At 42.2% G+C, this 25,999-nt stretch carries 14 protein-coding genes; 8 read left to right on the top strand and 6 right to left on the bottom strand.

The annotated features are described in order from the left end of the window. The first annotated feature begins 62 nt into the window (after positions 1-62). From rtxH to rtxA, 3 genes are read left to right on the top strand one after another with little or no spacing between them, the layout of a single operon-like run. Complete coding sequence (gene rtxH, locus AACV33_RS18720; protein ID WP_182699515.1) at positions 63-410, top strand: protein RtxH; 348 nt, start codon at positions 63-65, stop codon at positions 408-410. A 24-nt stretch (positions 411-434) separates the two neighbouring features. Next, positions 435-896, top strand: a complete 462-nt coding sequence (rtxC, locus tag AACV33_RS18715) for an RTX toxin-activating lysine-acyltransferase RtxC (RefSeq protein WP_023602845.1) — start codon at positions 435-437, stop codon at positions 894-896. Positions 897-916: 20 nt separating this feature from the next. Beyond that, entirely contained in the window at positions 917-14,083 is a 13,167-nt protein-coding gene (gene rtxA / locus AACV33_RS18710) for an MARTX multifunctional-autoprocessing repeats-in-toxin holotoxin RtxA (RefSeq protein ID WP_182699514.1), read from the top strand. 210 nt (positions 14,084-14,293) lie between these two features. On the opposite strand, the gene AACV33_RS18705 is transcribed toward rtxA, so the two are convergent. Continuing rightward, positions 14,294-15,214, bottom strand: coding sequence for a permease (locus AACV33_RS18705; protein ID WP_182699513.1), 921 nt, complete (start codon positions 15,212-15,214; stop codon positions 14,294-14,296). A 107-nt stretch (positions 15,215-15,321) separates the two neighbouring features. Here AACV33_RS18705 and AACV33_RS18700 point away from each other — a divergent pair, with 107 nt between their 5' ends. From AACV33_RS18700 to AACV33_RS18690, 3 genes are all read left to right on the top strand, one after another. Continuing rightward, the gene (locus AACV33_RS18700) at positions 15,322-15,630 is read left to right on the top strand and encodes an ArsR/SmtB family transcription factor (RefSeq protein WP_017021630.1); all 309 of its coding nucleotides are present in this window, start codon (positions 15,322-15,324) and stop codon (positions 15,628-15,630) included. Position 15,631: 1 nt separating this feature from the next. Continuing rightward, entirely contained in the window at positions 15,632-16,105 is a 474-nt protein-coding gene (locus AACV33_RS18695) for a methylated-DNA--[protein]-cysteine S-methyltransferase (RefSeq protein WP_017021631.1), read from the top strand. An 85-nt stretch (positions 16,106-16,190) separates the two neighbouring features. Continuing rightward, positions 16,191-17,234 carry an ion channel gene (locus AACV33_RS18690; protein WP_182699512.1) on the top strand — a complete coding sequence of 348 codons (1,044 nt, stop codon included), beginning with the start codon at positions 16,191-16,193 and terminating at the stop codon, positions 17,232-17,234. A gap of 3 nt (positions 17,235-17,237) precedes the next feature. Here the strand turns inward: AACV33_RS18690 and AACV33_RS18685 are convergent, their stop codons facing one another. From AACV33_RS18685 to AACV33_RS18675, 3 genes are all read right to left on the bottom strand, one after another. Next, positions 17,238-18,578 (bottom strand): heavy metal sensor histidine kinase, encoded by a 1,341-nt coding sequence (locus AACV33_RS18685; RefSeq protein ID WP_182699511.1) that lies wholly within the window; start codon positions 18,576-18,578, stop codon positions 17,238-17,240. A 4-nt stretch (positions 18,579-18,582) separates the two neighbouring features. Then, positions 18,583-19,266 (bottom strand): heavy metal response regulator transcription factor, encoded by a 684-nt coding sequence (locus AACV33_RS18680; RefSeq protein ID WP_012551588.1) that lies wholly within the window; start codon positions 19,264-19,266, stop codon positions 18,583-18,585. A 111-nt stretch (positions 19,267-19,377) separates the two neighbouring features. Continuing rightward, on the bottom strand, positions 19,378-19,737 hold the full coding sequence (locus AACV33_RS18675) for a DUF3316 domain-containing protein (protein WP_182699510.1): 360 nt from the start codon (positions 19,735-19,737) through the stop codon (positions 19,378-19,380). A 236-nt stretch (positions 19,738-19,973) separates the two neighbouring features. On the opposite strand from AACV33_RS18675, the gene AACV33_RS18670 reads away from it, so the two are divergent. Both AACV33_RS18670 and AACV33_RS18665 read left to right on the top strand, forming a co-directional pair. Continuing rightward, the gene (locus AACV33_RS18670; protein ID WP_182699509.1) at positions 19,974-20,639 is read left to right on the top strand and encodes a response regulator; all 666 of its coding nucleotides are present in this window, start codon (positions 19,974-19,976) and stop codon (positions 20,637-20,639) included. 9 nt (positions 20,640-20,648) lie between these two features. Continuing rightward, positions 20,649-22,034, top strand: a complete 1,386-nt coding sequence (locus AACV33_RS18665; RefSeq protein ID WP_182699508.1) for a histidine kinase sensor domain-containing protein — start codon at positions 20,649-20,651, stop codon at positions 22,032-22,034. Between the two features lie 87 nt (positions 22,035-22,121). Here the strand turns inward: AACV33_RS18665 and AACV33_RS18660 are convergent, their stop codons facing one another. Continuing rightward, positions 22,122-24,575: a molybdopterin guanine dinucleotide-containing S/N-oxide reductase gene (locus AACV33_RS18660; RefSeq protein WP_182699507.1), complete on the bottom strand. Its 2,454-nt coding sequence runs from the start codon at positions 24,573-24,575 to the stop codon at positions 22,122-22,124. Between the two features lie 10 nt (positions 24,576-24,585). After that, positions 24,586-25,677 (bottom strand): NapC/NirT family cytochrome c, encoded by a 1,092-nt coding sequence (locus AACV33_RS18655; protein WP_182699506.1) that lies wholly within the window; start codon positions 25,675-25,677, stop codon positions 24,586-24,588. Positions 25,678-25,999: the final 322 nt, after the last annotated feature.

Below are 25,999 nucleotides of genomic sequence, written 5' to 3'. Positions count from 1 at the left end.
GGTTGTTTCTCTTGCTGGAAATAGTGCCGACGCTCTCTAATATAAAACAAGTCGAGGAATTTATGACAGAGAAATTTGTTCAAACAGTATCTAGTGTTAATTATAATAAAGGTGTTTTTTCTCTTTATTTCGTAGGTCAAGATCAAACAAAAATGTCTAACGGTGTGATGGCTGAAAATGATAATGATCTTGAGCTTAAACAAGTGGTTCATATGCCCGCTTCTGGCTTTATGTATATGGTATCAATGGTTAAGAATATGCTAGAAGATCCGCGTATGTCGGCAGAATTTGACAAGCTAGTTACTGCGGGTTTATTACCTGCGGGTGGAGCGGATGCTAATCAAGTAGAAGAACTAAAAACAGAAGAAAAATCTGCGCCAAAAAAGCGTGCTTCCCAAGCTAAAAAATAGCGGTATATCGGTGATATAAGGCATATGTCTATTACGCATCAACCAGCAAATCTTACCTTAGCGCAATTTCAAAAAATGATAGGTGGGGTGATGTTACTAAGTCAGTATTCTCCACTTCATCGTAGATACGTTGTTGCTGAATGGCAGCAGCGTATTATGCCTGCGCTTGAGCTAAACCAGTTTTGCTATTACGAAGATGAACAAGGTCGCCCAATTGCATTTTGTAATTGGGCGTTTTTGTCTGAGCAGAGCCGAGATGAATTGCTATCAGGGGATCGAGAAATTTCTTTATCCGACTGGCGATCCGGTCAGCATATTTATATTCCAGAGATGATTGCTCCATTCGGGCATGGGCGGGAGGTCGTAAATGACCTTCGACGCCGTGTATTCCTTCCGTGGCAGGGGCAGAAAGTCTGTACTGTCCGCGGCAAGGTTGATGCTCAAAATGATCGCTGTATCAGAAAAGTACAGTGGTTTTCTATTTAACCTAAATTAAGAGCTTTTTTATGGGAAAACCATTTTGGAGAAGTGTTGAATACTTCTTTACAGGGAACTATTCCGCCGATGATGGTAACAACAACATTGTTGCTATCGGTTTTGGCGGCGAAATACATGCTCGTGGAGGTGATGACCATGTCACTGTCGGTTCAATTGGTGCGACGGTTTATACGGGTCAAGGCAATGATACGGTAGTGGGTGGTGCGGCATATCTAAGAGTAGAAGACTCTGTTGGCAACCTAAATGTAAAAGGTGCTGCCGGGTATGTTGGTATCAATAAACGTGGAGATGGAAACGTTTCATTCGCTGGTGCTGCTGGCGGAGTTGTTATTGACCACCTAGGTAATCGCGGTGACGTAAATTATGGCGGTGCTGCTGCATATAACGGGATAACCCGCAAAGGCCTAAGTGGAAATGTGATATTTAGTGGCGCTGGCGGCTACAACAGTCTTTGGCATGAAACAAACCAAGGTAACTTATCTTTTACTGGTTCAGGGGCCGGCAACAAACTTGATCGAACTTGGTTCAATCAATACCAGGGCTCTCGCGGTAATGTGACATTTGATGGTGTTGGTGCAGCTAACAGTATTAGCTCGCGAGTGGAAACTGGCAATATTACCTTTCGAGGAGCTGGTGCCGATAACCATCTCGTTCGCAAAGGTAAAGTCGGTGATATCACTTTACTGGGAGCGGGTGCATCAAACCGCATTGAACGTACGCGACAATCGGATGATGTTTATGTTGAAACACGTGGCAACATTCGTTTTGAAGGTGTTGGTGGATACAACAGTATTTACTCTGATGTGGCACACGGTGATATTCATTTCTCTGGAACGGGTGCTTATAACGAAATCACTCGAAAAGGATCAGGTAATCACTTCAATGCACAAGGTGTTGAATATGCTAATGCTGATGAGGTCCTACTCACCACTGCGATGATGCATGGAACATCAATTGATAATGGCAATAAGTTCCATTCTGTTGAAGCGATAAAATCACAACAAGAACCGAATACCTATTTGTTTGCCATCGTTGATGGCGCCTATACCAAAATCAACAAAATTCGTCTCTATAACGACGCTGAAACTGGGGAACTCAAATATTTCTCTGAAGCGTGGTTTAAGAAAGGCAATCATTTAGAAAGCTTAGCCAGTTCAGACGTGTCTTATTCGGGTGGTTTTAAGTCTAATGCGATCAATGGAGGTTACACTCTTTCCGATCTTAAGCTTGAGCATCAACAAGCAGTAACGATTCATGCGGTTGAAAAAAACCTTACCGAATATGAGTGGGTCACTTATGCCAATGGTGCATTGATTGATGTCGAAGATGTCACTTTGTCAGATGCAAAAATGGGTGGTCACGCCATTTCTACAGATGGCACAACTGTTGATGTGAACGGTGTAAAGTCAAATAGAAAATCAAACACGTATGTGTATGCAAAAGTACTTGGTCCTTATACAAAAGTTGTCGAGGTTGAACTTGCGAATGATTCGGAAACGGGTGCATTAAAATACCAAGCTCGTTCTTGGTATAAAAAAGGCAATCACATCGATAATTTGGCTAATGAGGATATTTCGTCAAGAAATGGCTATCACTCAATGGGCATCGGTGGCTACTCTCTGAGTGATCTGCAGTACAGTGTGAATGCGATGAGAAGTACCAGCGAGATTGTTGCAGATATCGATGAGTATAGTGAACAAGCATTGATCACATCAGCGACCGATAGTGGTGAAAGTTCAGGGGATGTGCGCTTTACTGGTATGGGCGGTGGTAATGTTATCAAATCCAATGTTACACGCGGTAATGTTTACTTTAATGGCGGAGGCATTGCGAACGTTATCCTTCACAGCTCTAAGTTTGGTGATACCGAATTTATTGGTGGTGGTGCTGCTAACGTTATTGTTAAAAGTGGCGATGAAGGCGATCTAACGTTCCGTGGTGCTGGTTTAGCTAACGTGCTTGTTCATCAAAGTAAGCAAGGGGAAATGGATGTTTCCGCTAGTGGTGCAGCTAATGTGTTAATTCGTATCGGTGATGGAAAATACCTCGCGCACATGCTTGCTTATGGCAATATCTCTGTACACAAAGGTAACGGTGATAGTCGTGTAGCTATGCTTGGCGGCTACAATACGCATACTCAAATAGGATCGGGCAACGGTTTATGGTTAGCGGTTGGCGGCTTTAATGTCATGACTCAGGTTGGTAAGGGGGACATTGCTTCAGTGCTTGTTGGTGGCGCGAATGTCATGACTAAAGTGGGTGACGGTGACCTAACGGCGGGTATGCTTGGTGGTGCAAATATCATTACCCATATTAGCGGGAATAATGAGGCAACAAATACGATAGCAGTCGCACTTGGTGGTGCAAATATCTTGACCAAAAAAGGCAGAGGTAACGCACTTGCGGTCATGGGAGGAAGTGCTAACGTACTGACGCATATCGGCGATGGCTCGACAACTGGTGTTATGGTTGGTGGGGCGAACATTCTAACCAAGGTGGGCGATGGTGATACAACTGGCATTATGTTGGGTATTGGCAATGTACTGACTCATGTTGGTGATGGCCAAACACTTGGCGTAATGGGTGCTGTGGGTAACATCTTTACCAAGGTCGGCGACGGCACCTCAATAGCCGCTATGATCGGAGCAGGTAATATCTTCACTCACGTTGGTGAAGGGAATGCATGGGCACTAATGGGTGGTCTAGGCAATGTATTTACCAAAGTCGGTCATGGTGATGCTTTGGCGCTTATGGTCGCAGAAGCGAATGTCTTTACGCATATTGGTGACGGCACAACCGTTGCATTAATGGTAGCGAAAGGTAATATCGCGACCAAAGTGGGGAATGGCACCTCGATAGCCGCGATGGTAGGTAACGCAAATATATTCACTCAGGTGGGCAATGGCAGCACATTTTCCGCAATGCTTGGTCAAGCTAATATCATGACGAAAGTGGGTGATGGCCTCACTGCTGCGTTAATGATCGGTAAAGCGAATATCTATACTCACGTAGGTGACGGCACAAGCTTAGGCTTATTTGCTGGCGAGCTAAACGTAATGACCAAAGTTGGCAATGGAACAACGCTGGCCGCAATGTTTGGTAAAGCAAACATTATGACTCACGTAGGAGACGGCCTTACTGGCGTGTTAGCCCTTGGTGAAGCGAATATCATAACTAAAGTCGGTGATGACTTTATGGGTGTTGTCGCAGCTGCGAAAGCAAACGTAGTGACCCATGTTGGTGATGCAACAACCGCAGCTGTGTTGGCGGGTAAAGGTAATATCTTAACCAAAGTTGGTGAAGGAACCACGGTTGGTTTACTGATATCAAAAGTGGGTAATGTCATGACCCATGTTGGTGATGGTACGACTATCGGTTTGGCCAAAGGTAAAGCCAACATCATCACGAAAGTGGGTGATGGATTAGGCGTTAATGCGGCCTGGGGGCAAGCGAATATCTTCACTCATGTCGGTGACGGTGATCGATACAATTTCGCGAAAGGTGAAGCGAACCTAATTACCAAAGTTGGTGATGGCCAAGAAGCCTCTGTGGTTCAAGGTAAGGCGAATGTCATTACTCACGTCGGTAATGGTGATGATTACACTGGAGCTTGGGGCAAAGCGAATATCATTACGAAAGTGGGTAATGGCCGTAATGTTGTTTTAGCGAAAGGTGAAGCGAACGTCGTTACTCAAGTGGGGGACGGAGATAGCTTCAACGCACTTTGGAGCAAGGGCAATATTGTCACTAAAGTCGGTGATGGTATGCAGGTCACGGCGGCGAAAGGTAAAGCCAACATTACGACAACCGTGGGTAATGGCCTGAGTGTAACAGCGGCCTATGGTGATGCGAATATCAACACCAAAATTGGTGACGGTATTTCAGTTAACGTTGCATGGGGCAAATATAACGTCAACACCAAAGTGGGTGACGGTCTAAATGTTGCGGTGATGAAAGGCAAAGCAAACGTGAATATTCACGTAGGTGATGGCTTAGGGATTAACGCTTCTTATGCCAGAAATAACGTTGCTATCAAAGTGGGTAACGGTGATTTTTATAGTCTAGCCGTCGCGTCAAGTAACACTAGTAGCAATAAGCTTTCAGCACTGTTTGATAATATTAAACAAACGCTTCTTGGAGTGGGTGGCAGCCAAGCGATTAATTACCTAGTTCAAGGTGATGAAGCTTCGTCATCAGGAATTCAGAAAGGGCGAGGTGCTATTTCAACGCCTGAAATCACGAAACTTGATGGTTTCGCTCTGGATGAAATCGAAGAAGTAGGTTCCGATCTAGGAGACGGGCTAAGTGGAAGCGTGACTAACGTTGAAACGCCTGATCTCAGCAGCATGGAAAATGAACTCAACATCGAAGAGTCTTTAGATCAAGCACAAGCACCTAACCTGATCGTTAATGGCGATTTTGAACAAGGTGGCGACGGTTGGGAATCTACTCATGGCGTAGAAGCATCATATTCAAGTAGCGCTTATGGCGTAAGTGGCGAAGGCCATGGCTCACGTGTAACAGAGCTAGATACTTATACTAATACAAGTCTTTCTCAAGATTTAACGGATTTAGCGGAAGGTGAAGTCATTGCGGTTAGTTTTGATTTTGCAAAACGTGCTGGTCTTTCAAATAGCGAAGGCATAGAGGTTCTCTGGAACGGTGATGTTGTATTTTCAACCTCTGGTGATGAAGCTGCTTGGCAACAAAAAACACTGAAGTTGACTGCAAATTCTGGCAGTAACCGAATAGAATTCAAAGGCACAGGCCATAATGATGGGTTGGGCTATGTTTTAGATAATGTGGTGGCGAAATCTGAAACGTCACACCAAGCTAATGCTGTTGCCGATAATGCGGAACAAAATCAAGCTGCAAAGAATGCAATGTCTGACAAAGAACGAGCGGAAGCCGATCGCCAGCGTTTAGAGCAAGAAAAGCAGAAACAACTTGAAGCGGTATCGGGTTCTCAGGCTCAATTAGAATCAACCGATCAAGAAGCACTAGAGAGTAATGGTCAAGCGCAGCGCGATGCTGTGAAAGAAGAGTCTGAAGCGGTAACTAAAGACCTAACGGCAATGGCTCAAGGCCTTGATGTACTGGGCAATAAAGCTGAATACACGGGTGAATCTGGTGAGCATTGGCGTGATCGTTTTGCTGACGGTCTTCTAAAGGATGTTCAAACCCAATTAGACAATGCTAAAGAAGTGTCTGGCGAACAGATCACTGCTGCGAAAAAGACCCACGAAGATAATCAAAAGAATGTTAAAGATTCGGTGGCTAAATCAGAAGCAGGTGTTGCGAAAGGCGAAGATAATCGCTCTAGTGCAGAGCAAAATATTGCGGACGCTAAAGCCGATGCTGATGCGCGTAAAGCTGGCGCTACCACTAAAACCAATGAAGCTAAACAAGCTGAATTGAATGCAAGTGATGCCGCTAGAGACGCTGAAGATCGTGGTAATAGTGATGCAAGAAATGCTGAAAACAAAGCGATTCAAGCACAAGCAAACGCGAAAGGTTCTAAGCAAAACGAAAATGACCGCCCTGATCGTCAAGGTGCCTCAGGCAGTGGCTTATCCAATGAAAATCACTCTATTCAAAGTGAAGAGACAACAAGTAGCCATGTCGATACGATAAATCCACAGGATGCGGACGGTCGATTTAGTGAAGGATTAACCGATCAAGAGCAAGAAGCGCTAGACGGTGCGGTTCAAGCCGTAAATCGACTACAAATCAACGCCGGTATTCGTTCTAAAAATACCGGAAGCTCAATCACTTCTCTGTTCACTGAGGGCAATGTCGATAGCATCATTGTTGCAGATCGAACATCACAGGATGTAAACCGAAAAGATATTCGTATTTCAGGTGTTGGGCTAGAGGGGCTAGGTGAAGTTTCACATGGTACTTTCAAAAAACAGAGCGCTATTGATGGGATGTTACGTGAGGCCTTACCGTTCTACGCACTTCGTACTGAACGAAACTTATTGGTACAAGAAGGCGATGAAGGTTTTGAAGTGCGTGATTGGACGGATATGGATGAGAATAGTAATAGTAAGACTATTATTGTTGCTGACCCGGAAAGTGTAGATCAGCTAAAAACCATTGAACGATTCATTTTAGCGAATTTTGATAATTTTGAACAAATGCCAGATGAACTCTTTTTAGTCGATGACAAGGTGATCTCACACCAAGAAGGGTACACTCGAGTTCTTGCTCAAAAAGAAGATGGTGAGTGGAAGTACAGTGCAAAAACGGAACTTATGTCTGTGTCTGTTCTTCTGGATAAAGCCAGTGTTAGCGGTAAGATCCGTGGCGAAAGTTACCAAAAGGTGATTGATGCTCTGGCTGAGTATCACGCGAGCACTTTAGATCATGCTGATTATGAACTTGAGTCAGTAGAAAAACTGGTGAACTTGCAAAAACAGGCTGAAGGTTACGTATTAGGCCATCCAGATTCAGGTCGAGTTGAGGCTATTAACTCGTTGCTTAGTCAAGTAAATGCACGTGTAGATGAAGTCTCTGTTCTTGCTATTTCTGAGCACATAGTTAAAGCCCAAGACAGTTTTAGTCATCTGTATGACCAGCTTGAAAATGCCAACTTGACATTAAGTAAACATCTGTATGTTGATAGTAATGGTGATCTGGTTACTAAAGGTAAAGAAAATCTAACGAACGTAAATAAGCTTGAAAGTGGCAGCTTGGCAATAGAGAAAGTGAAAGCAACTGTAAGTAAAGAGTATGGTCAAGCGGTTGCGGATGCAGTATTTACTGATTTTTCGCCTAATGAATTGGCTAAAAATGGTAAAGGCATTGATATCGCGGGATTAAACAATGTTCACCAAGCGATTGAGCAACATCTTTCCTCCGTTAGCGGCACTATGTTCATTTGGAAGCCCAGTAAACACAGCTCTCTTGGTCATGCTGCGTTGCAAATTGGCCAAGGAAGAACACAACTTGAAGGTCAATCTGCTGTTGATTCTAACGAGAAAAATTACGTTAGTTGGTGGCCTTTGGGAAGTAAGTCATCCAACATCAGCCGTCTCTTCGATATAGCAACAAATGCCCAACCGGATCTGAAACTTCGTTGGAGCGATTTGAGCCAACCAGCTCATCAAAATGGCACGCTTAAACATGATATGGCATCAGAAGAAAACGACGGGTTCGGCTTGGAAGATGGGGCTCTGAAACTGAAACGTTTTATCGAGAAACTCAAGGCCGCCAAAGGTATTGATGCGTCCTTTAAAAATGTGTCTGAAGCGTACGCAATGTCAGCATTGATGAATCCGGACATGTTGGAATCTGCAGGTATTCCTCCACATGTGTCTCAGGTTTTTGTTGAACAGTGGAATGACACCAGTTACGAAATGACGGACGTTGCGAACCGTTTTTCTGAAGAATTGAAGAAACAAGCACAAGCAACTAGCGACCCCGCGATGATGGAAAAACGTATCGAGAATGTGATTCGCCAATTTGCTGAAAGATCACTGGAGCAGATTGAAACGTTCCAAATGAGCGAAGCGGATCAAGGTCGCGTATTCCGTATTAACCTAGAAGGTCTGGACTCTTCAGCTATGCAAGCAGAATGGCATCGCTTAAGTAACGATCCTGATGCACGTTACCAGTTGCTAACAAAAAATTGCTCGAGTACTGTGGCGAAAGTGCTTAAAGCCGGTGGTGCAGATAAGTTAATTGGTCATACATGGCGACCTAAGTTTGGTGTTTGGACTCCAACAGAATTATTTAACTTTGGTCAAGCACTGCAAGAAGCGCAGCTTGAAATTACGATTAAAAAGCAGAATCGTAAAGAAACGGAAGAGCTTGATTTTCTATCTGGAAAAGATAAGCAGAGTGAAACAGTTGCAATCGAAAATGATAGTACGCCACCTATAGACAAAGAGTCTCTAAGTCCGTTAACTCGTTTCCTAAACAATGAGTTGTTCGGAACTAAAGATGCTCGTCGTAAGGTTGGTGATATCACCCAAACATTGCTAGGGCTTGCTGTCGAAAAAGGCGAGTCTCAAAAAGTGACTCTGAAAGGTGAAGCCGGTCGTTTGTCTGGATACTTCCATAAGGGAGCGAAAGCACCTGAAGGCGAAGAGAGTACAGGAAACGGCAAAGTAGTGCTGTTCCTACACGGTTCTGGTTCATCCTCAGAAGAGCAAGCGAGCGCGATTCGCAGTCATTATCACAAGCAAAATATTGACATGTTAGCTGTTAACATGCGCGGTTATGGCGAAAGCGACGGCGGACCGAGTGAAATAGGCCTCTATCAAGATGCCCGCACTATGTTCAAGTATCTCGTGAATGATAAGGGTATAGACCCAAGTAACATCATTATTCACGGGTACTCTATGGGCGGTCCGATTGCCGCCGATCTCGCGCGTTTTGCTGCACAAAATGGTCAAGCTGTCTCTGGCTTATTATTGGATAGACCTATGCCAAGCATGACCAAAGCGATCACTGCACATGAAGTGGTGAATCCGGCAGGAATTGTTGGAGCTTTGTCTAAGGCGGTTAATGGCCAGTTCTCCGTAGAGAAAAACTTGAAAGGTTTACCGAAAGATACGCCGATCATGCTCTTAACGGATAATGAAGGTTTAGGCGGTGAAGGTGAGAAGCTTCGTGCCAAGTTAGCGGTATCTGGCTTTAACGTAACCGGTGAGCAAACCTTTTATGGACACGAGGCGAGTAATCGCTTAATGAGCCAATACGCTGAGCAAATCGTATCTGGTTTGTTTGACGCAGACCGGGTATCAGCTGATGCAAGCGAAGTACTAAAAGGCATCAAAAGCGACCTTTCTCGCTACGGTGAAGCACTAAAACCAGACACAACTGTGCCAGGTAAATCAAAGGATATTCGCACGACCAAAGATTTCTTGAATGGTTACAAAACTGACCATGCGAAAGATATTGTAGAAGGTTTCAGACCTGATATGAATATCAAGCAGTTAGTGGATTTATTGGTCAAAGGCGACTGGAGTGCAGAACAGAAAGGTGCGCTTGCTTGGGAAGTCGAAAGCCGAGGTTTGAAGGCAACGTTCCAAGCTAAATCGGAGAAGCATAATCGCTTATTCCGTGACGTGGCGTCTTCAGGAATCACTGACGCTAAAGCCAGTGAACAACTTGCTCCTCAATTGTTGTTATTGAATTTATCAAACGATGGTTTTGGTGGCCGTTGTGATCCACTATCTAAGCTGATACTTGTCGCTAAACAGCTAGAAAGCGATGGTCAGGTTGGCGTGGCGAGAAAGCTGTTAGAAAAGATGTATTCAACAGCTGCAGTCTTAAGTAACCCTACGCTCTATTCGGAAACGGAGAGGGTAAATGCCAGTAAACTAATGAGTAGCCTTGCAGCGATCCATGCTAAAAACCCAATGCATGATACTTCTATGAAAGTATGGCAAGAGAAGCTTGAGGGTAAGAAAGCTCTAACGGTTACGGGTGTAATTGAAAAGGTCACAGACGTTTCAGTTGACAACAAACCTGTCTTATTAGAACTAGATGCACCTGGACACGCAATGGCAGCTTGGGCAAAAGGTGATGGAGAAAATCGTGTTTACGGTTTCTATGATCCGAATGCAGGTGTTGTAGAGTTTTCATCAAAAGACAAGTTTAGTACTTATTTAACTCGCTTCTTTGGTAAGTCTGATTTGGATATGGCTCAACGTTACAGACTACCAAAAAATGATGTTGGAGAAGCTATTTTCAACCGTGTTGTGGTGATGGACGGCAATACGTTAGCAACTTACAAGCCTACATTAGGTGACAAGACGACATTGCAGGGAATTTTTGATTTACCTGTTTTTGATACCGCGCCAATTAAGACGTCATCGGGTGAAACACCGAAAGATAAAGACGTTAATCGTTGGGAACGTATTGCAGTATCTCCTCAATCTGATGGGGGTGATACCCGCTTTGATGGCCAAATAATTGTTCAAATGGAGAATGATTCTTCGGTTGCTAAAGCAGCGGAAAATTTAGCAGGAAAACACCCTGATAGCAGCGTGGTTGTACAACTCGATTCAGACGGTAATTATCGTGTGGTTTACGGTGACCCGTCTACGTTATCTGGAAAATTACGTTGGCAATTGGTTGGACATGGTCGAGAGGGTTCTGAAAATAATAATACGCATTTAAGTGGCTACAGCGCCGATGAGTTAGCCGTGAAACTGGCCAAATTCAACCAAGAGTTTAGCGAAGCGGAAAATGTGAATACCAAACCTGAGCATATTAGTGTCGTGGGTTGTTCGTTAATCAGTGATGATAAACAGAAAGGCTTTGGAAGACTGTTTATTGAATCGATGGATGCGAACGGTATCCGCAGTGATGTTTCTGTACGCAGCTCAGATATTGCTGTTGACGTCACTGGTCGTAAACATACCCGTGATGAAAATGGTGATTGGGTACAGAAGGCTGAAAGTAATAAAGTCACACTTAGCTGGAATGAACAAGGTGAAGTGACGACAAAAGATGAGCGTATCAGGAATGGTATTGCAGAAGGAGACATCGATCTTTCTCGCGTAGGTATCAGCGACGTTGATGATACCGCTCGCGGTGCAATTGCTGAAAACAGTGATGTGTTTAATGCCCCAGAAAAACGTAAGAATGAGACTGAATCCTCTTCATCTGATAGCAGCAATAATAAGCTCAGCTACTCTGGCAATATTCAAGTTAATGTTGGTGATGGTGAGTTTACTGCGATTAACTGGGGTACTTCGAACGTTGGCATTAAAGTCGGTACAGGGGGCTTTAAGTCTCTAGCTTTTGGTGACAACAACGTGATGGTTCATGTTGGTGACGGGGAAAGTAAACACAGCTTTGATATTGGCGGGTATCAAGCTCTAGAAGGCGCACAGATGTTCATTGGTAATCGCAACGTGAGCTTCAATTTAGGGCAAAGCAACGATCTTATTGTGATGATGGATAAATCAATTCCTACGCCTCCTCTAGTTAATCCGTTTGATGGTGCCTCTCGAATCTCCGGTGTGTTAAAAAGCATAGCGAGTTCAGGTGAAGGTCAAGATTGGTTAGCCGCTCAAGAGCAGCAGTGGACATTATCGGGGGCTAAAAAGTTCGTTAAAGATATGTCTGGCTTAGATCAGAGTAGCACTGTTGATTACACAAGCTTGGTTGACTTGGATTCTCAAAATGAACGCAGTAGCCGCGGCTTGAAAAATGACGCTGAAGCGACGTTAAACAAGCAATACAACCAGTGGTTAGGCGGAAGTGATAACTCTGACTCAAGTAAAATGAGTCGTGCAGATAAGTTCCGTCAAGCGAATGAGAAGCTAGCGTTTAACTTTGCTGTTGGTGGCCAAGGTGCTGATATTCAAGTGACGACGGGTAACTGGAACTTTATGTTCGGTGATAATATCCAGTCGATTCTTGATACCAATTTGGGTTCGTTGTTTGGTCTTATGACTCAACAATTTTCCACAACGGGGCAAGCGAAAACAACGTTTACTTACAGCCCCGAAGATCTTCCTCGTCAGTTAAAAAACAAGCTTCTAGGCCAACTAGCCGGTGTAGGTGCAGATACGACGCTAGGTGATATCTTCGGTGTGGATTACACAGCTGCAGGGCATATTGTGTCTCGTACTGGCGAATTAGTAGATGGCGTCGCAATCCTAAAAGAAATGCTGGAAGTTGTTGGTGAATTTAGTGGCGATCAATTACAAGCCTTCGTTGACCCAGCTAAGTTGCTAGACAACCTAGAGTCGGGGGTTAATATGGGGGCTGATGGCATTAAGACGTTCGCAGAAACCCACGGCTTGAAAGAAAAAGCGACAGAAGAGGAAGAAGACCAGTCATCCGTTTCTGTTAACGGCACCAATGTCGGTGGAACTCAGGATAACGGTGATGGAATAACGTCAGATAGCCCTGCTACGCAAGATCGTGCGTTTGGATTTAACTCTTTAAATCTACCTAACTTGTTTGCGACTATTTTTAGCCAAAATAAGCAAACAGAGATGAAATCGTTGGTGGGTAACTTAAAAGAAAACCTGACGGCTGATCTACTGAATATGAAGGAGAAAACATTTGATTTTCTTCGTAATAGTGGTCATTTACAAGGCGATGGGGATATCAATGTATCCTTAGGAAATTACAATTTCAATTGGGGTGGTGATGGTAAAGATCTCGGCGCGTATTTAGGAGATAACAATAACTTCTGGGGTGGCCGAGGTGATGATGTCTACTATGCGACAGGAACATCTAATATATTCACCGGCGGTGAAGGCAATGATATGGGTGTGCTAATGGGACGTGAAAATATGATGTTCGGTGGCGAAGGCAATGATACTGCCGTCGTTGCTGGGCGAATCAATCACGTGTTCTTGGGCGCGGGTGATGATGAATCATTTGTCTTTGGAGAAGGTGGTGAGATTGATACTGGAACTGGCCGCGATTACGTAGTCACATCAGGTAATTATAACCGTGTTGATAGCGGGGACGATCAAGATTACTCAGTCACGATTGGTAATAACAATCAAGTTGAGTTAGGTGCTGGTAATGACTTTGCCAACGTCTTCGGCAATGACAACCGTATTAATGCAAGCATGGGTGACGATGTTATTAAACTAGTGGGTTATCACGCAGTGTTGAACGGTGGTGAAGGGGGCGATCATCTGATGGCTGCCGCGCTTTCTAAATTCAGCCAGTTTAATGGGGGTGAAGGACGAGACTTGATGGTATTAGGTGGATTCCAAAATACCTTCAAAGGTGGCACGGACGTAGATAGCTTTATTGTGAGTGGTGACGTCATTGACAATCTCGTTGAAGATATTCGCAGTGAAGACAATATTGTTTTTAATGGTATTGATTGGCAGAAATTGTGGCTTGAACGTAGTGGCTATGATCTAAAACTGTCTATCTTGCGTGACCCTGTGAGCGATACTGACCAAGCGAAGTTTGAACACATCGGTTCTGTAACCTTCAGTGATTACTTCAATGATAATCGTGCAGAAGTCGTTATCGCGATGGGCGAGCAAGATATTGAAGGTGAACGAGAATATACCTCGTTGTCTGGTAATGCGGTTGATGCACTGGTGCAAGCCATGAGTGGTTTTGAGCCTCAGGCTGGTGACAATGGTTTTATCGACAATCTCAATAGTAAATCTCGTGTAGCGATAACAACAGCATGGTCTGATGTATCTCAAGGGAAAAGAGCTTTTGCTTAACTAATTATCTAAAATTTCAACAATAATGTAAGCCGTCTTCTTTTTGAAGACGGCTTTTTTCATTTAAAGGGTTAGATATTGTTATTAGTAAAATCAATGCGGATTAGTGTGTCGGCTATTGCGATGATCTAGCACGGGATACATTGTGTAAATCGGTTTTATTAGAAATGAAAATAGCGGCTAGGGCGAACCTTAGCCGCTATTTTTTGTTTAGAATATGAATTGGTATAAGTAACCAGCACTTACCGCCATACCTAAAATGACAACTAAGAATGCGATAATCATTTGGTTTTTGAAGATAGATTTAAGTAAAATCACTTCGGTTAAACTTGCGCCAGCACTACCAATGATTAATGCCATTACTGCGCCTAAACTCATGCCTTTTGCAGCAAGTGCAGCACTTAGTGGAATTACCGCTTCAGCACGAATATAAAGTGGAATACCAATGACTGCCGCGACTGGGATTGCAAATGGGTTATTTTCACTTGCGATACGAGCAACGAATTCCGTTGGCATAAAGCCGTAGATCATAGAGCCAAGTGCGATACCACCAATCAAGTAAGGTAATACTTTTTTAAAATCAGTCCATGTGCTGTGCCAAATTTTGACCCATTTGCTTTGCGGTGCTTTTTTCGCGCCGCCACAGGTTGAACCGCAACTTTTTGGCTCTGGTGCTATATACGCAGTTTCTTTTACGTATTTTTCAAAGCCCAGTTTTTCTAATGCGTAGCCCGCAATGATTGAAACGCCCATCGCAATCGCAAAGTAGAACACGGTAACTTTAAGTCCGAATGTCACCGCAAACAGGCCAATAATAATTGGGTTTAGTAGCGGACTTGCAAACAAAAAGACCATCATTGTACCGAAACCGGCTTTCGCTCGTAATAGGCCTTTCAAGAAAGGAATGGTTGAGCATGAGCAGAATGGAGTAATCGCTCCTAATAAGCCTGCAACAATGTAACCTCGGCCATTTTTACCACTCAGAATACGTTGGATCTTTGCAGGTGGAATGTATTCCTGTAAGACGCCAACAAGGTAGCTAATTAATAGGAACAGTACGGTTAATTCTGCCGCTAAGAAAGCGAACATATTTAGGGTGTCCATCACCATGTCTTGTGTAATTGTAAACATATTTAAAATCTCTGTATTTCTGGAATAGTCGAAATATACTCTTGAGTATTAGCATGATCAAGTTATTTCTAGTATTATCGAAATATAAATTTAAAGAGGATCAAACTATGGACATCGAGATTGTCGCTAAAGCATTGAAAGAGCTAGGTCATCCTACACGTTTGGCTATTTATAAAAGTGTGGTGAGAGCAGGATACCAAGGTATTGCCGTTGGTGGGCTTCAAGATAAACTGGCTATTCCGGGCTCTACGTTATCTCATCATGTGTCAGGTTTAGCGTCTGCGGGGCTAATTTCACAACGCCGTGAAGGTCGTACCCTTTTTTGTGTGGCTGAATATGAGAAACTGACGTCAGTGATTGGTTTCTTACAAGATGAATGTTGTTTTGATGAAGCGTGTGAAGAAGAGGAACAATAAAATGAATGTATATACGCAATTTGATAGTCCAATAGGCCTGATCACGGTCAATGGTAATGATGATGGTCTACTGGGTGTGTGGTATGAAAGTCACGCAAGAACACTTAGTGACTTTGGAGTGCAAGACGATGAGCATCCAATTTTGCAACTTACTGTTAGCCAATTAAAAGAATACTTTAATGGCGAACGTCGTGAGTTCTCGATCCCATTAGCGGCAAATGGCACAGAATTTCAAAACAAGGTATGGCAGGCATTAACGACCATTCCTTATGGTGAAACCTGGTGTTATAAAGATCTCGCTATTGCAGTAGGGAACCCTAAAGCCTCTCAAGCGGTAGGCGGCGCTAATGGTAAAAATCCGATTTCAATTATCGTGCCTTGCCATCGTGTTATTGGTAAAAATGGCAGTTTAACGGGCTATGCGGGTGGCCTAGATATTAAAGACGCGCTATTGAAACTGGAAGGTGTACGTTAATTTTTTAGTCAGTTACACTGTCTTGTCTTTTTAAGTCAGTATTGGCTTAAAATTTTCATGGAAACGAAATAAAAGGGAGATGGATATGCACGCGATATTAAAAGTCATTAATAACTTGATTAATAAGCATTTTATGGCGATTAATATGTACACACTGATGTTTCTTCTTATCAGTTACGCACTATTAAGTTGGTTAGGGTTATCGTATGCAAATGAACCCCAGTTAACCGACAATTTATCCAGTTTTTTTTACTACATTGTCACGACAAGCAGTACCGTCGGTTATGGAGATTTAAGTCCAACAACGGATTATGGTCGTTTATTTTCAGCACTGTTTATTATTCCATGCGGTGTTGGTTTATTTGCGTTGTCAGTGGGACGTGCCGCGGTATTTTTTACCGATTTTTGGCGTACAAACAGAAGAGGGAGACGAAACTTGAACTTAGAAAATCACATTATCGTTATTGGAATAAACAGTGGGCGAACGCATCACCTTGTTCAAATGTTAAGAAGAGAAGAGCAAGGCCGACGAGAAGTGGTGGTTGTCTCTTGTGAGTATGAAGAGTCTCCTTTTGATTCTGATATCCATTTTGTGCGCGTTAACTCGTTTACTGATGCGGTTGAAATGGAGCGTTCTAATTTATCAAAAGCCAGTGCGGTGATTGTCGATACGGATTTAGACGATGTGACATTAACGGTGAGCTTATTTGTTGCAGAGCAAAACAGCGAAGCACACTTAGTCGCGCATTTTGAAGACCCAATCAAACGAGATTTACTGCATAAATATTGCCCAAATTCAGAGTGTATTTCGTCACTATCGACAGAGTTAGTGGCGAAGTCTGTAATGGATAAAGGCTCAAGCTTTATTCATTCTGAGTTAGTGAGTGCGCATGAAGGTCAGACTCAATACTCAATTGAGATACCGAGCGAAATCACGCCATTTACGATTGAATCGGTGTATACGCCATTTAAGAAGCAGTATGAAGCCATCATTATTGCCATACAAACAAATAATGAAGGGTGCAAAATTAACCCAAGTTTGGAAACTATATTATCACCAGGCGATGTGATTTATTACATTGCTGATGAGCGTATTACGGATCTTAATTGGGATAAAATCACGAATTAATCATTATTTTTGGAAAGAAACGGTAAAGGTTGTTTGTGTATCGGCTGACTGCACCGTTATCTTTCCATTATGTGCATTTACAATCGAACGAACGATAGTTAATCCAAGCCCTGCGCCTGTGCTGCTTGAATGTCTTCGTGATTTATCGGCTCTGTAAAAGCGCTCAAAAATAAAAGGCAGATCCTTTTCTTGGATAGTGTCACCTGTGTTTGAAATTGATAATTGCACTTTATTTGGGCTGTCTTTGATATCAATTAAAATAGAACTGTTTGGTGCTGAATGACGAATTGCGTTTGATAAGAGATTATTAGCAATTCGTTGTATCATCGATTTATCCCCCCATAACACGCCCTTACCAGAAAGCCGAATAGTAACGTCGGACTCTTCAGAAATGATGCTGTAATATTCTACAATAGGTTCAAATAATGAGACTAAATCTAAGTGAACATTACTCTTTAATAGCAAATCATTTTCTGATTTAGCAAGATAAAGAGTATCGTTAATGGTTTTATTGATCCGTTCTAATTCTTCTAAATTAGACGATAAAATATCTTGATATTCTTGTGTGGCTCTTGGGTGCGATAGCGTGACTTGAGTTTGTGTGACAATGTTCGATAATGGGGTTTTTAACTCATGGGCAATATCAGAAGAAAAGTCACTTAAGCGCTGAAACCCCAATTCTAATCGTTCAAGCATTTGGTTTTGCACCCTCGCAAACTCAATGAGCTCAGTGGGTAAACTCTCATCAGATAATCGGATATGCAATTTATTTGGTTGAACTTCTTTGATTCGATTTTGCAGTGACCTAAGCGGTTTAAATCCCATACTCACGATCAAAAAACTGTAAATAAAAGACAATAAACTCGCGATGCTAATAGACCACATTAAAATAACTTTGAGTTTTTTATTAAATTGAATGTGATGATCTATATTAATGCCAATGAGAAGGCCAGTGTACTCATCATGTGCGTTTAGAGGATAATATAAGGTTCTAAATGTGTGGTTATTATACGTCCACTCGTTAAGGTCTTTTGATGGAGAAAATGCGTCATCATTTGCGATTACGTTGGTGTTTTGGGTTTGCTCTCCGTTATTTTTGGTTATCCATACATTAATGCCTCTGCTTTTTAATGATGCAAATATCTCGGTACTGGTAATCCCCTTGTTCTGCAGTAAGACGGAAATGGAAGTGCGGTTGGAGGTTAGTTGATTACGATCTTCTTCATAGAAATGGGATTGAACGAGATACTGAATGGCGATGCCAAGGCCAATAAACACAAACACCGAGGTGGAGAAAAACATGAGGGTGAGCTTTAATTTCATTGAAAGATAATGAGTTTTCATTGCATCACACCTCGTCCATTTTATAACCCATTCCTCGCACCGTGTGAATCAATGGCGTGTCGTAAGGTTTATCGATTTTTGCTCTGAGTCGCTTAACGGCAACGTCAATGACATTGGTGTCACTGTCGAAATTCATATCCCAAATGAGAGAAGCGATAGTGGTTCTTGATAGCACTTCTCCTTGCTTTCGCATGAACAATTCGAGTAATGAAAATTCTTTTGCTGTTAACGTAATATTATCGTGATTTCTTGTCGCAGTGTGTTTTAAAAGGTCGAGTTGTAAATCACACAAGACTAACTCGTTTACTTTTTGGGTGTGCGAGTTTGCAGTTTGAGATCTCAGTGCATTTTCAATACGAGCTTTTAATTCAGCAAAGGCAAAAGGCTTGATTAGGTAATCATTTGCGCCGAGTTCAAACCCTTTTACTCTGTCATCTACTTGATCTTTTGCCGTCAACATAATAATAGGCGTGCTATTTTCGCAGTTTCTGAGTGTTTGCAAAATTTGCCACCCATTCAATTTTGGCAACATGACATCTAAGATAATTAAATCGTATTGATATGTCGTTGCGTTATACAAACCATCAACGCCATCACGCGACAGATCAACAGTGTAACCGGACTCTGTTAATCCCTTTTTTAGATAATCTCCAGCTTTCGTTTCATCTTCTATTATAAGTAGTTTCATCACGTTACTTCTTTAAATATGGAGAACAATCAGTGGGTATCAATACAATATAGTTGTATATCTCTTATATGATATCTTTATTAATAAACAATAGGTCAAAAAAATTAACCATTAGTTAGAGATCGGTTCTAAGTAATGATAGTTCGTGTGTATTAATCCAGTGTATTGTATTTGTCCTTGCATATTCATGGTTTCTTTAACTGTAATATAGCTCTGGTTATCTAATTTGACGTTTTGTGAATCGACTTTTAATGTTTTCTGTAGTTCAGAAGGTGAACTGTTATCGAGTTTATTTAACTGAGTCAAGGCTTGGTTGTAGGCAGCTTGTTTAGTGGTTACTTGATTAGTATGAAGAATAGTGTGGCTTGCTTTATTAAGGTAGTGACCGCTAACAACTGCAGGGTTAGCCATCGCATTTGAGCTTGCAAGAATAATAACGGCGGATAGAGCAAGAGTTTTTAATGATTTCATGATGATTCCTTAATGAGTGGTTTTGTTTAAGTAGGTTCATAATAGCGGAGTGAAAGTGACATAACGGGGTCTGGTATATGACATTTTTGTCATGTTAGTTTTTGGGGAGTAGGCCGTGTTTTTATGACTGATATCATTAAGAAGATAGAAACTGTCGCCATTTGAAATTCTTTATTGCACTGAGGTAATGCTGAGATTAGAATGCGAACGATTTTCATTTTAATTGGTGAGTGAACGTGTCCCGTATTTTAGTGGTTGATGATGACATTGCGTTGTGCAATTTATTACAAGAAGTATTGCAAGAGGAAGGCTACGATGTTGATTGCGTACATTGTGGTGAAAGTGCATTAGAGTATATTCAAAACCATTCTGTTGATCTTGTGTTGCTTGATGTGATGCTGCCTAAGCTTGATGGCTTTCAAGTGGCACGACGTATCTGTCAACGCTTTGCAACGCCGATTCTTATGCTAACGGCCTTAGGTGATGAAGCCTCTATGTTGGATGGCTTACAAGCCGGTGCGGATCATTTTATTGCTAAACCATTTAATGTGCCTGAATTATTAGCGCGTATTACGGCTATCTTGCGCCGAGTTGGGTTAGAGCGTCAGCGTCAAAGTTATGTGGGGGCAATTAAAGATCTCTCTGAGCAGTTCTCGCGTTTGCCATTAACTGAAACAGAATCAGAGTTACTGCAATATTTGATTAAAAATACCGATGTTGTCGTGTCGAAGGCTGATTTACAAACGAATATCTTAAAGAAAGAGCTGTGTCCGTTTGATCGCAATTTGGATATGCACATCAGCAATATTCGTCGTAAATTATTGAAATCTGGCTTATCTAAACAACACATTAAAACAGTTCGTGGCCGTGGTTATAGCTTTATAAAAATGGTTAATGGGTAGGGGATAATAATGACTTTGCGTTGGTTTCAATCTTGTCCTTCTTTTATTCGTAAGCACCGCAATGGGCTCGCGTTTCGTTTATTCAGCTCATTCGCCATCATTCTTGTTGTGATACTTTCACTGCAAAGTTTGGCTGAAATTGCCTTAATGAAATCGATGTTACGAATTCCATCTTCTATTCAAGACAAAATGTTGGATTTAGCCTATCAAGCCAATGTTCTCATTGATGAAGGGGACATGGATGAACTGGCTGATTGGGCAAACGCACAAGAATATTATCTATTTGTATTAGATAAAAATAACCGACCAATTACACACAGAGACATGCATCCTCATTTTGAGTTCAAGTTGAAATATTTACGTCCACTCAATACGCAGCTTGATAATAAAGTGAATCAACCGATCATTGGAATACCATTGAACGATGGGTTGACGATTGTGATGCAAATGCCTTACAAGTATCACCCTGCTCGTTATTTCTCCCTGTATTTTAGTATTATAAAAATCATCATCTCTGGCCTTATTTTAGGCTTATTCTCGTGGGTTATTGCTCGTTATTTGCAAAAGCCATTAGATAAATTAAGAGAGGTGAGCCATCGACTTTCTGAAGGTGATTTTACGATTAAAGTGGCGGATGAAATTGGCCATTCAGTGCGCGAGTTTAGTGAGTTGGCACATGACTTTGATAATATGACAGGGGAAATACACTCTCTTGCTGAAAAGCAAAAAAGGTTGATCAGAGATGTCTCTCATGAATTACGAACCCCACTGGCTAGACATAACTTAGCTCTGCATTTATTAAGAAAGAGAACAGATAACGAGCATATGCATTTGCTTGATCGTTTAGAAAATGAATCGGCAGAAATGAATAATTTGGTTGGTGAGATTTTAGAGTTTAGCCAATTAGAGAACGCGCGGTATTCTACAAAATTAGAATCACTGATTTTAGACAGTTATTGTGAAGCTCAAATTACGCAATTACGTTCAGATTTAAAATCAAATCAAACCTTAGAAACACGATTCTCCCTTGGGACAGACGTTGTGATGGTTGATCGTCGCCTTTTAGCTCGATGTGTAAATAACCTCATTAGCAACGCCATTAAATACGCGGGAGATAACGCGACCATTCGGTTATTGATCACCCGTTATCAAGAGAATGAACTGCATTATATTGCGGTTATTGTTGAAGATGATGGGCTTGGTATTCCTGATCATCAACTGAAAGATATTTTTGCGCCATTTGCTCGTTTAGAGTCAGCCAGAGATAAGCAATCAGGGGGCTATGGTTTAGGACTGGCTATAGTAAAAGAAGCAATGTCAGTGATGAGAGGAAAGGTCGTAGCAGAAAATCGTAAAGAAGGTGGGTTAAGGATCTCGTTGTTATTTCCGCTCTAGTTGCCATCTAAGCTATTAACACCACTTATAAAAAACCGAGTACATAAATGCACTCGGTTTAGATTGAACAGAATGTATTAAAGACTATTATCCATTTTTAGGGGGAGTAAACGCCGTTAATGTTGGAGCAACGCCTGTGAATTTTTCAATTTTCACAACACCAGAATTACCACAGTTCCCATTGGCTAAACGAGACGTAGGAATATCCATGGTCAGTACATTTGGTCCACCATTCTTACACATGCCCGTCTTAGGATCTAAATCAGGCCACGCACCTTCGTGGATACAGACGCTGCCTTTTTTGATTCCATCAGAAACATGTGCGCCAACCAGAACTTGACCACGTTGGTTGTAAGCGCGAACTAAATCACCATCTTTAATACCACGAGCTTTTGCATCTTCTGGGTGGATCGTAATCGGTTCACGATTTTGCACAGCATATTCTTCACGAAGATCCGCGTAGTTAAATTGGCTGTGTAAACGGTGAGCTGAGTGGGACGTCATTAACTGCAACTCACCATCAGTGTAATTAAACATCCACTCTGTTGGTTCTATCCACATTGGGTGTGGAGGGCAATCATCCAGTTTGTAACCTTCAATGGTTTTGGAGAAGATTTCAATTTTTCCACTTGGAGTACCCAATGGGTTCATGATTGGGTCTTGACGGAAATCACTAAAGCGGATGAACTCTGCGTTCTTCGCGTTCCACTTCATTTCAATAAGCTTGTTCGCTTCCCAGAATTTAGAGAAATTCATCATAGGTACGCGTGCGTTACGACCGCCTTTTTGTGCTGTTTTATAGAAATCACGAAGCCATTCCATCTCCGTTTTGTTTTCCATATACACATTTTTACCGCCAGGTTTAATGTACTCAGCAAGGTCGGCGAACACATCTAAATCACTACGAGCTTCATGTTGAGGTTCAATCACTTGCTTCATAGGAACAAGGTGCTGATTAGAGTAATCGCCTGTCATTGTCAGGTCATTACGCTCAAATGAGGTCGTAATCGGTAGAACGATATCGGAATGCTTCGCCGCGGCAGTCCAATAAGGTTCAGAAATGACGATCATTTCAGGTTTTTGCCACGCTTTGATTAAACGGTTCGTGTCTTGGTGATGCGTAAAGTTTGCACCGCCCGCCCACCAGATCATTTTCAATTCAGGGTAGGTAAGTGTATGGCCGTTGTGCTGATATTCTGTGCCTGGTTTTTCTAAACATTCAACAATACGAGCAACAGGGAAAGCAGTAACAGAACCTTGAACGGCCCAATCGTTACCACCGGCAGAGCTCCCACCTAACGATGGGGACATCGCAGGTAATACACCCGCATCACGCGTTGGGTTACCGCCGTTTGAATAGTGGTAGGAATAACCAAAACCACCGCCAGGTAAACCAACTTGACCCAACATAGAAGCAAGAACTGTTAGCATCCAGTGACGTTGCTCACCATGTTGTTGACGTTGCATACCCCAACCAGCCATTAGCATGGTGCGGTTTTCTTTGAAGATCTTAGCCAGTAGTTCCATTTGTTTTGCCGGAACACCACAGATCGCTTCTGCCCATTGTGGGGTTTTCTCAATGCTGTCTTCTTTACCCATTAAGTACGCTTCAAATTGATCAAAACCAACCGTGTACTTAGCAAGGAATTCAGTATCGTGTTGTTCTGTTTTGATTAACTGGTAAGCAATACCCATCATCATCGCAACATCAGATTGCGGGTTAGGGGCAATCCATTGTGCTTTATCACCAAAGAACTCAGCCGTTTCTGAGCGCATTGGGTCAATAATAATGACTGTTTTTCCAGATTTTTTCAGTTGATGGAAGAACTCAAGTCCTTGTCCATCACTTGAAGACCACGCAATTTTAAGAGTGTTAAGTGGGTTTAAACCCCATAGAACAACCACATCACTGCTTTCTAAAATAACAGGGTAAGTCGTTTGTTGTTCATATACTTCAATAGAACCAACCACGTGCGGCATAATTACTTGAGCAGCACCTGTTGAATAATCACCTAAGTGACCAGCGTAACCACCGGACATGCTCATGTAGCGTTGAAGTAAAGTCTGAGCTTTATGCAATACACCACTTGAACGCCAACCATAAGAACCTGCGAAGATCGATTCTGGGCCATACGCGTTACGAATTCGTGTATGTTGCTCATGGATCAGTTGATACGCTTGTTCCCACGATACTTGAACAAATTCGTCACTGCCGCGAACCCCTTGAGGGTTACTTGGGTTTTCTAGATACCCTTTACGAACCATTGGGTATTTTACACGTGCTTTAGTGTGAACCTGAGAAGGTCCTGTTTGTTGCAAGCTGTTTGGTACGGTTTGAGCTAACCCACTTTTTGTCGCGATAAGCTGACCATCTTTGACTTCACAAAGTAATGGTCCCATACGACTTGAGGTTAGAATTAATGCATCTGTACGACCAAGCGTAGAGGCGTTCACAGATAACGGAGCGATAGACGTGATCGCTAATGCACCCGCTGATGCACCTGCGCCTTTTAAAAAGCCGCGACGAGTAATAGTAGTCATAGTCACTCCCTTATTGATGAGTTGCCACGTCTTTCGCGTGGTTTTGGAAGAATTTAGTCAAGATCTCAAGGTTAAGCTCTGAGATATCGGTGCGAGCGCCCATGCTTTTAGCGACAGGTCCCCAAGAATTCACAGTGAAGTGATTTGGTGGGATTTTGGCGTGACAGGTTGCACAGTAGACATTATCTAGCTCTTCTGCGTAATCCCATAATGGTTGGTTTGAAGCCAGAACAGGTGCATCGATAGTGCCTGTTAGATCAGCACTGCGCCATTCGTTGCCGTAAGCATCGGTATTTACACTGCCTAATACCAGTGCTTTGATGCCCGTATCAGTCAGGCTAGCAATGATAGAACGTTGGCCTTCACCCATATAGATAACAGATTCGGCGCCCTTCATTTGGTAGCCAGAAACAGTCACCGTACGCTTGCCTTCATCGTTACTAACCGTTATTAGTTCAACCGTTGGATTGATTGTTGCTAAGTCAGCCATTTTGATGCTTTCGATCGGGTAAACTTTTTCTGCATCAGCTTTGGTGTTTTTAGCCATGTCGAAAAGGTGGTCAAACGCAGAGGTATCTAATGTGGCTTGTGGTGCAAAGTGAGCGACGCCTTTATGGCAATCAATACACGTTTGGTTATTTTCTTTCGCGTATAAATGCATTTTTTGTGCACTTGCTGATTGGTCGTAGGTTTCCATTGCATCAAAGCTATGGCAAGAACGACAAGTAGCAGAATCGTTGTCACGCATTTGAGCCCAGACGGTTTCAGCCATCGCTAAACGATGTTCTTCATACTTTTCGTCAGTGTCTATTTTTCCAGTAACAAACTCGTGATAGATGTCTTTAGACGCACGAATCTTTGTAATTAGGTAATCAATAGGTTCTTCTGGAATATGGCAATCTGCACATTCTGCACGGATGCCTTTTGGGTTACTAAAGTGAACAGAACCTTGGTATTCATGTAACGGTTTTTCCATCGTATGACATGAGACACAAAATTCAGTGGTTGATGTAGCGTGAAGTACGGTCTGCGTACCCCCCAAAGTTATCCAACCGATGGCAATACCAACGGCAGCGATTAAAGCGATATAACGTTTTTTCATAATATGATCCTTGATATAGCCATATTCTTTGTATGGTCAATCACGAATCCTACCACTTTTGTATTATTTTTCTATGAATTAAGTGCTATTTATGTCAATAAATTTAACTTTGTTTTCTAAATTGAGCTTTCTATTAATAAGACTTCATTTTATGGCGTTTTTTTAATGTTAGTTTCTTCTTTATTTGTTGTTGGGTTACGTTTTTTTGTTGCACCCTATTTCTTTTCATTTACAAAAATTTACGAATGCAAAGAATGTAAATTTAATACAAATAGAAACGATTATCATTTATATTCCATCTTAGAATTTAATCACCCGTTTT

Origin of the sequence: Aliivibrio sp. SR45-2 (genome assembly GCF_963890165.1) — a bacterium.
Lineage (GTDB): Bacteria > Pseudomonadota > Gammaproteobacteria > Enterobacterales > Vibrionaceae > Aliivibrio > Aliivibrio salmonicida.
This window is presented reverse-complemented; position numbering and strand designations above follow the sequence as displayed.

Excerpts from the sequence above, each read along its gene's own strand:
- rtxH (WP_182699515.1), top strand. The coding sequence starts at position 63 with ATGACAGAGAAATTTGTTCAAACAGTATCTAGTGTTAATTATAATAAA.
- rtxC (WP_023602845.1), top strand. The coding sequence starts at position 435 with ATGTCTATTACGCATCAACCAGCAAATCTTACCTTAGCGCAATTTCAA.
- rtxA (WP_182699514.1), top strand. The coding sequence starts at position 917 with ATGGGAAAACCATTTTGGAGAAGTGTTGAATACTTCTTTACAGGGAAC.
- AACV33_RS18705 (WP_182699513.1), bottom strand. The coding sequence starts at position 15,214 with ATGTTTACAATTACACAAGACATGGTGATGGACACCCTAAATATGTTC.
- AACV33_RS18700 (WP_017021630.1), top strand. The coding sequence starts at position 15,322 with ATGGACATCGAGATTGTCGCTAAAGCATTGAAAGAGCTAGGTCATCCT.
- AACV33_RS18695 (WP_017021631.1), top strand. The coding sequence starts at position 15,632 with ATGAATGTATATACGCAATTTGATAGTCCAATAGGCCTGATCACGGTC.
- AACV33_RS18690 (WP_182699512.1), top strand. The coding sequence starts at position 16,191 with ATGCACGCGATATTAAAAGTCATTAATAACTTGATTAATAAGCATTTT.
- AACV33_RS18685 (WP_182699511.1), bottom strand. The coding sequence starts at position 18,578 with ATGAAAACTCATTATCTTTCAATGAAATTAAAGCTCACCCTCATGTTT.
- AACV33_RS18680 (WP_012551588.1), bottom strand. The coding sequence starts at position 19,266 with ATGAAACTACTTATAATAGAAGATGAAACGAAAGCTGGAGATTATCTA.
- AACV33_RS18675 (WP_182699510.1), bottom strand. The coding sequence starts at position 19,737 with ATGAAATCATTAAAAACTCTTGCTCTATCCGCCGTTATTATTCTTGCA.
- AACV33_RS18665 (WP_182699508.1), top strand. The coding sequence starts at position 20,649 with ATGACTTTGCGTTGGTTTCAATCTTGTCCTTCTTTTATTCGTAAGCAC.
- AACV33_RS18660 (WP_182699507.1), bottom strand. The coding sequence starts at position 24,575 with ATGACTACTATTACTCGTCGCGGCTTTTTAAAAGGCGCAGGTGCATCA.
- AACV33_RS18655 (WP_182699506.1), bottom strand. The coding sequence starts at position 25,677 with ATGAAAAAACGTTATATCGCTTTAATCGCTGCCGTTGGTATTGCCATC.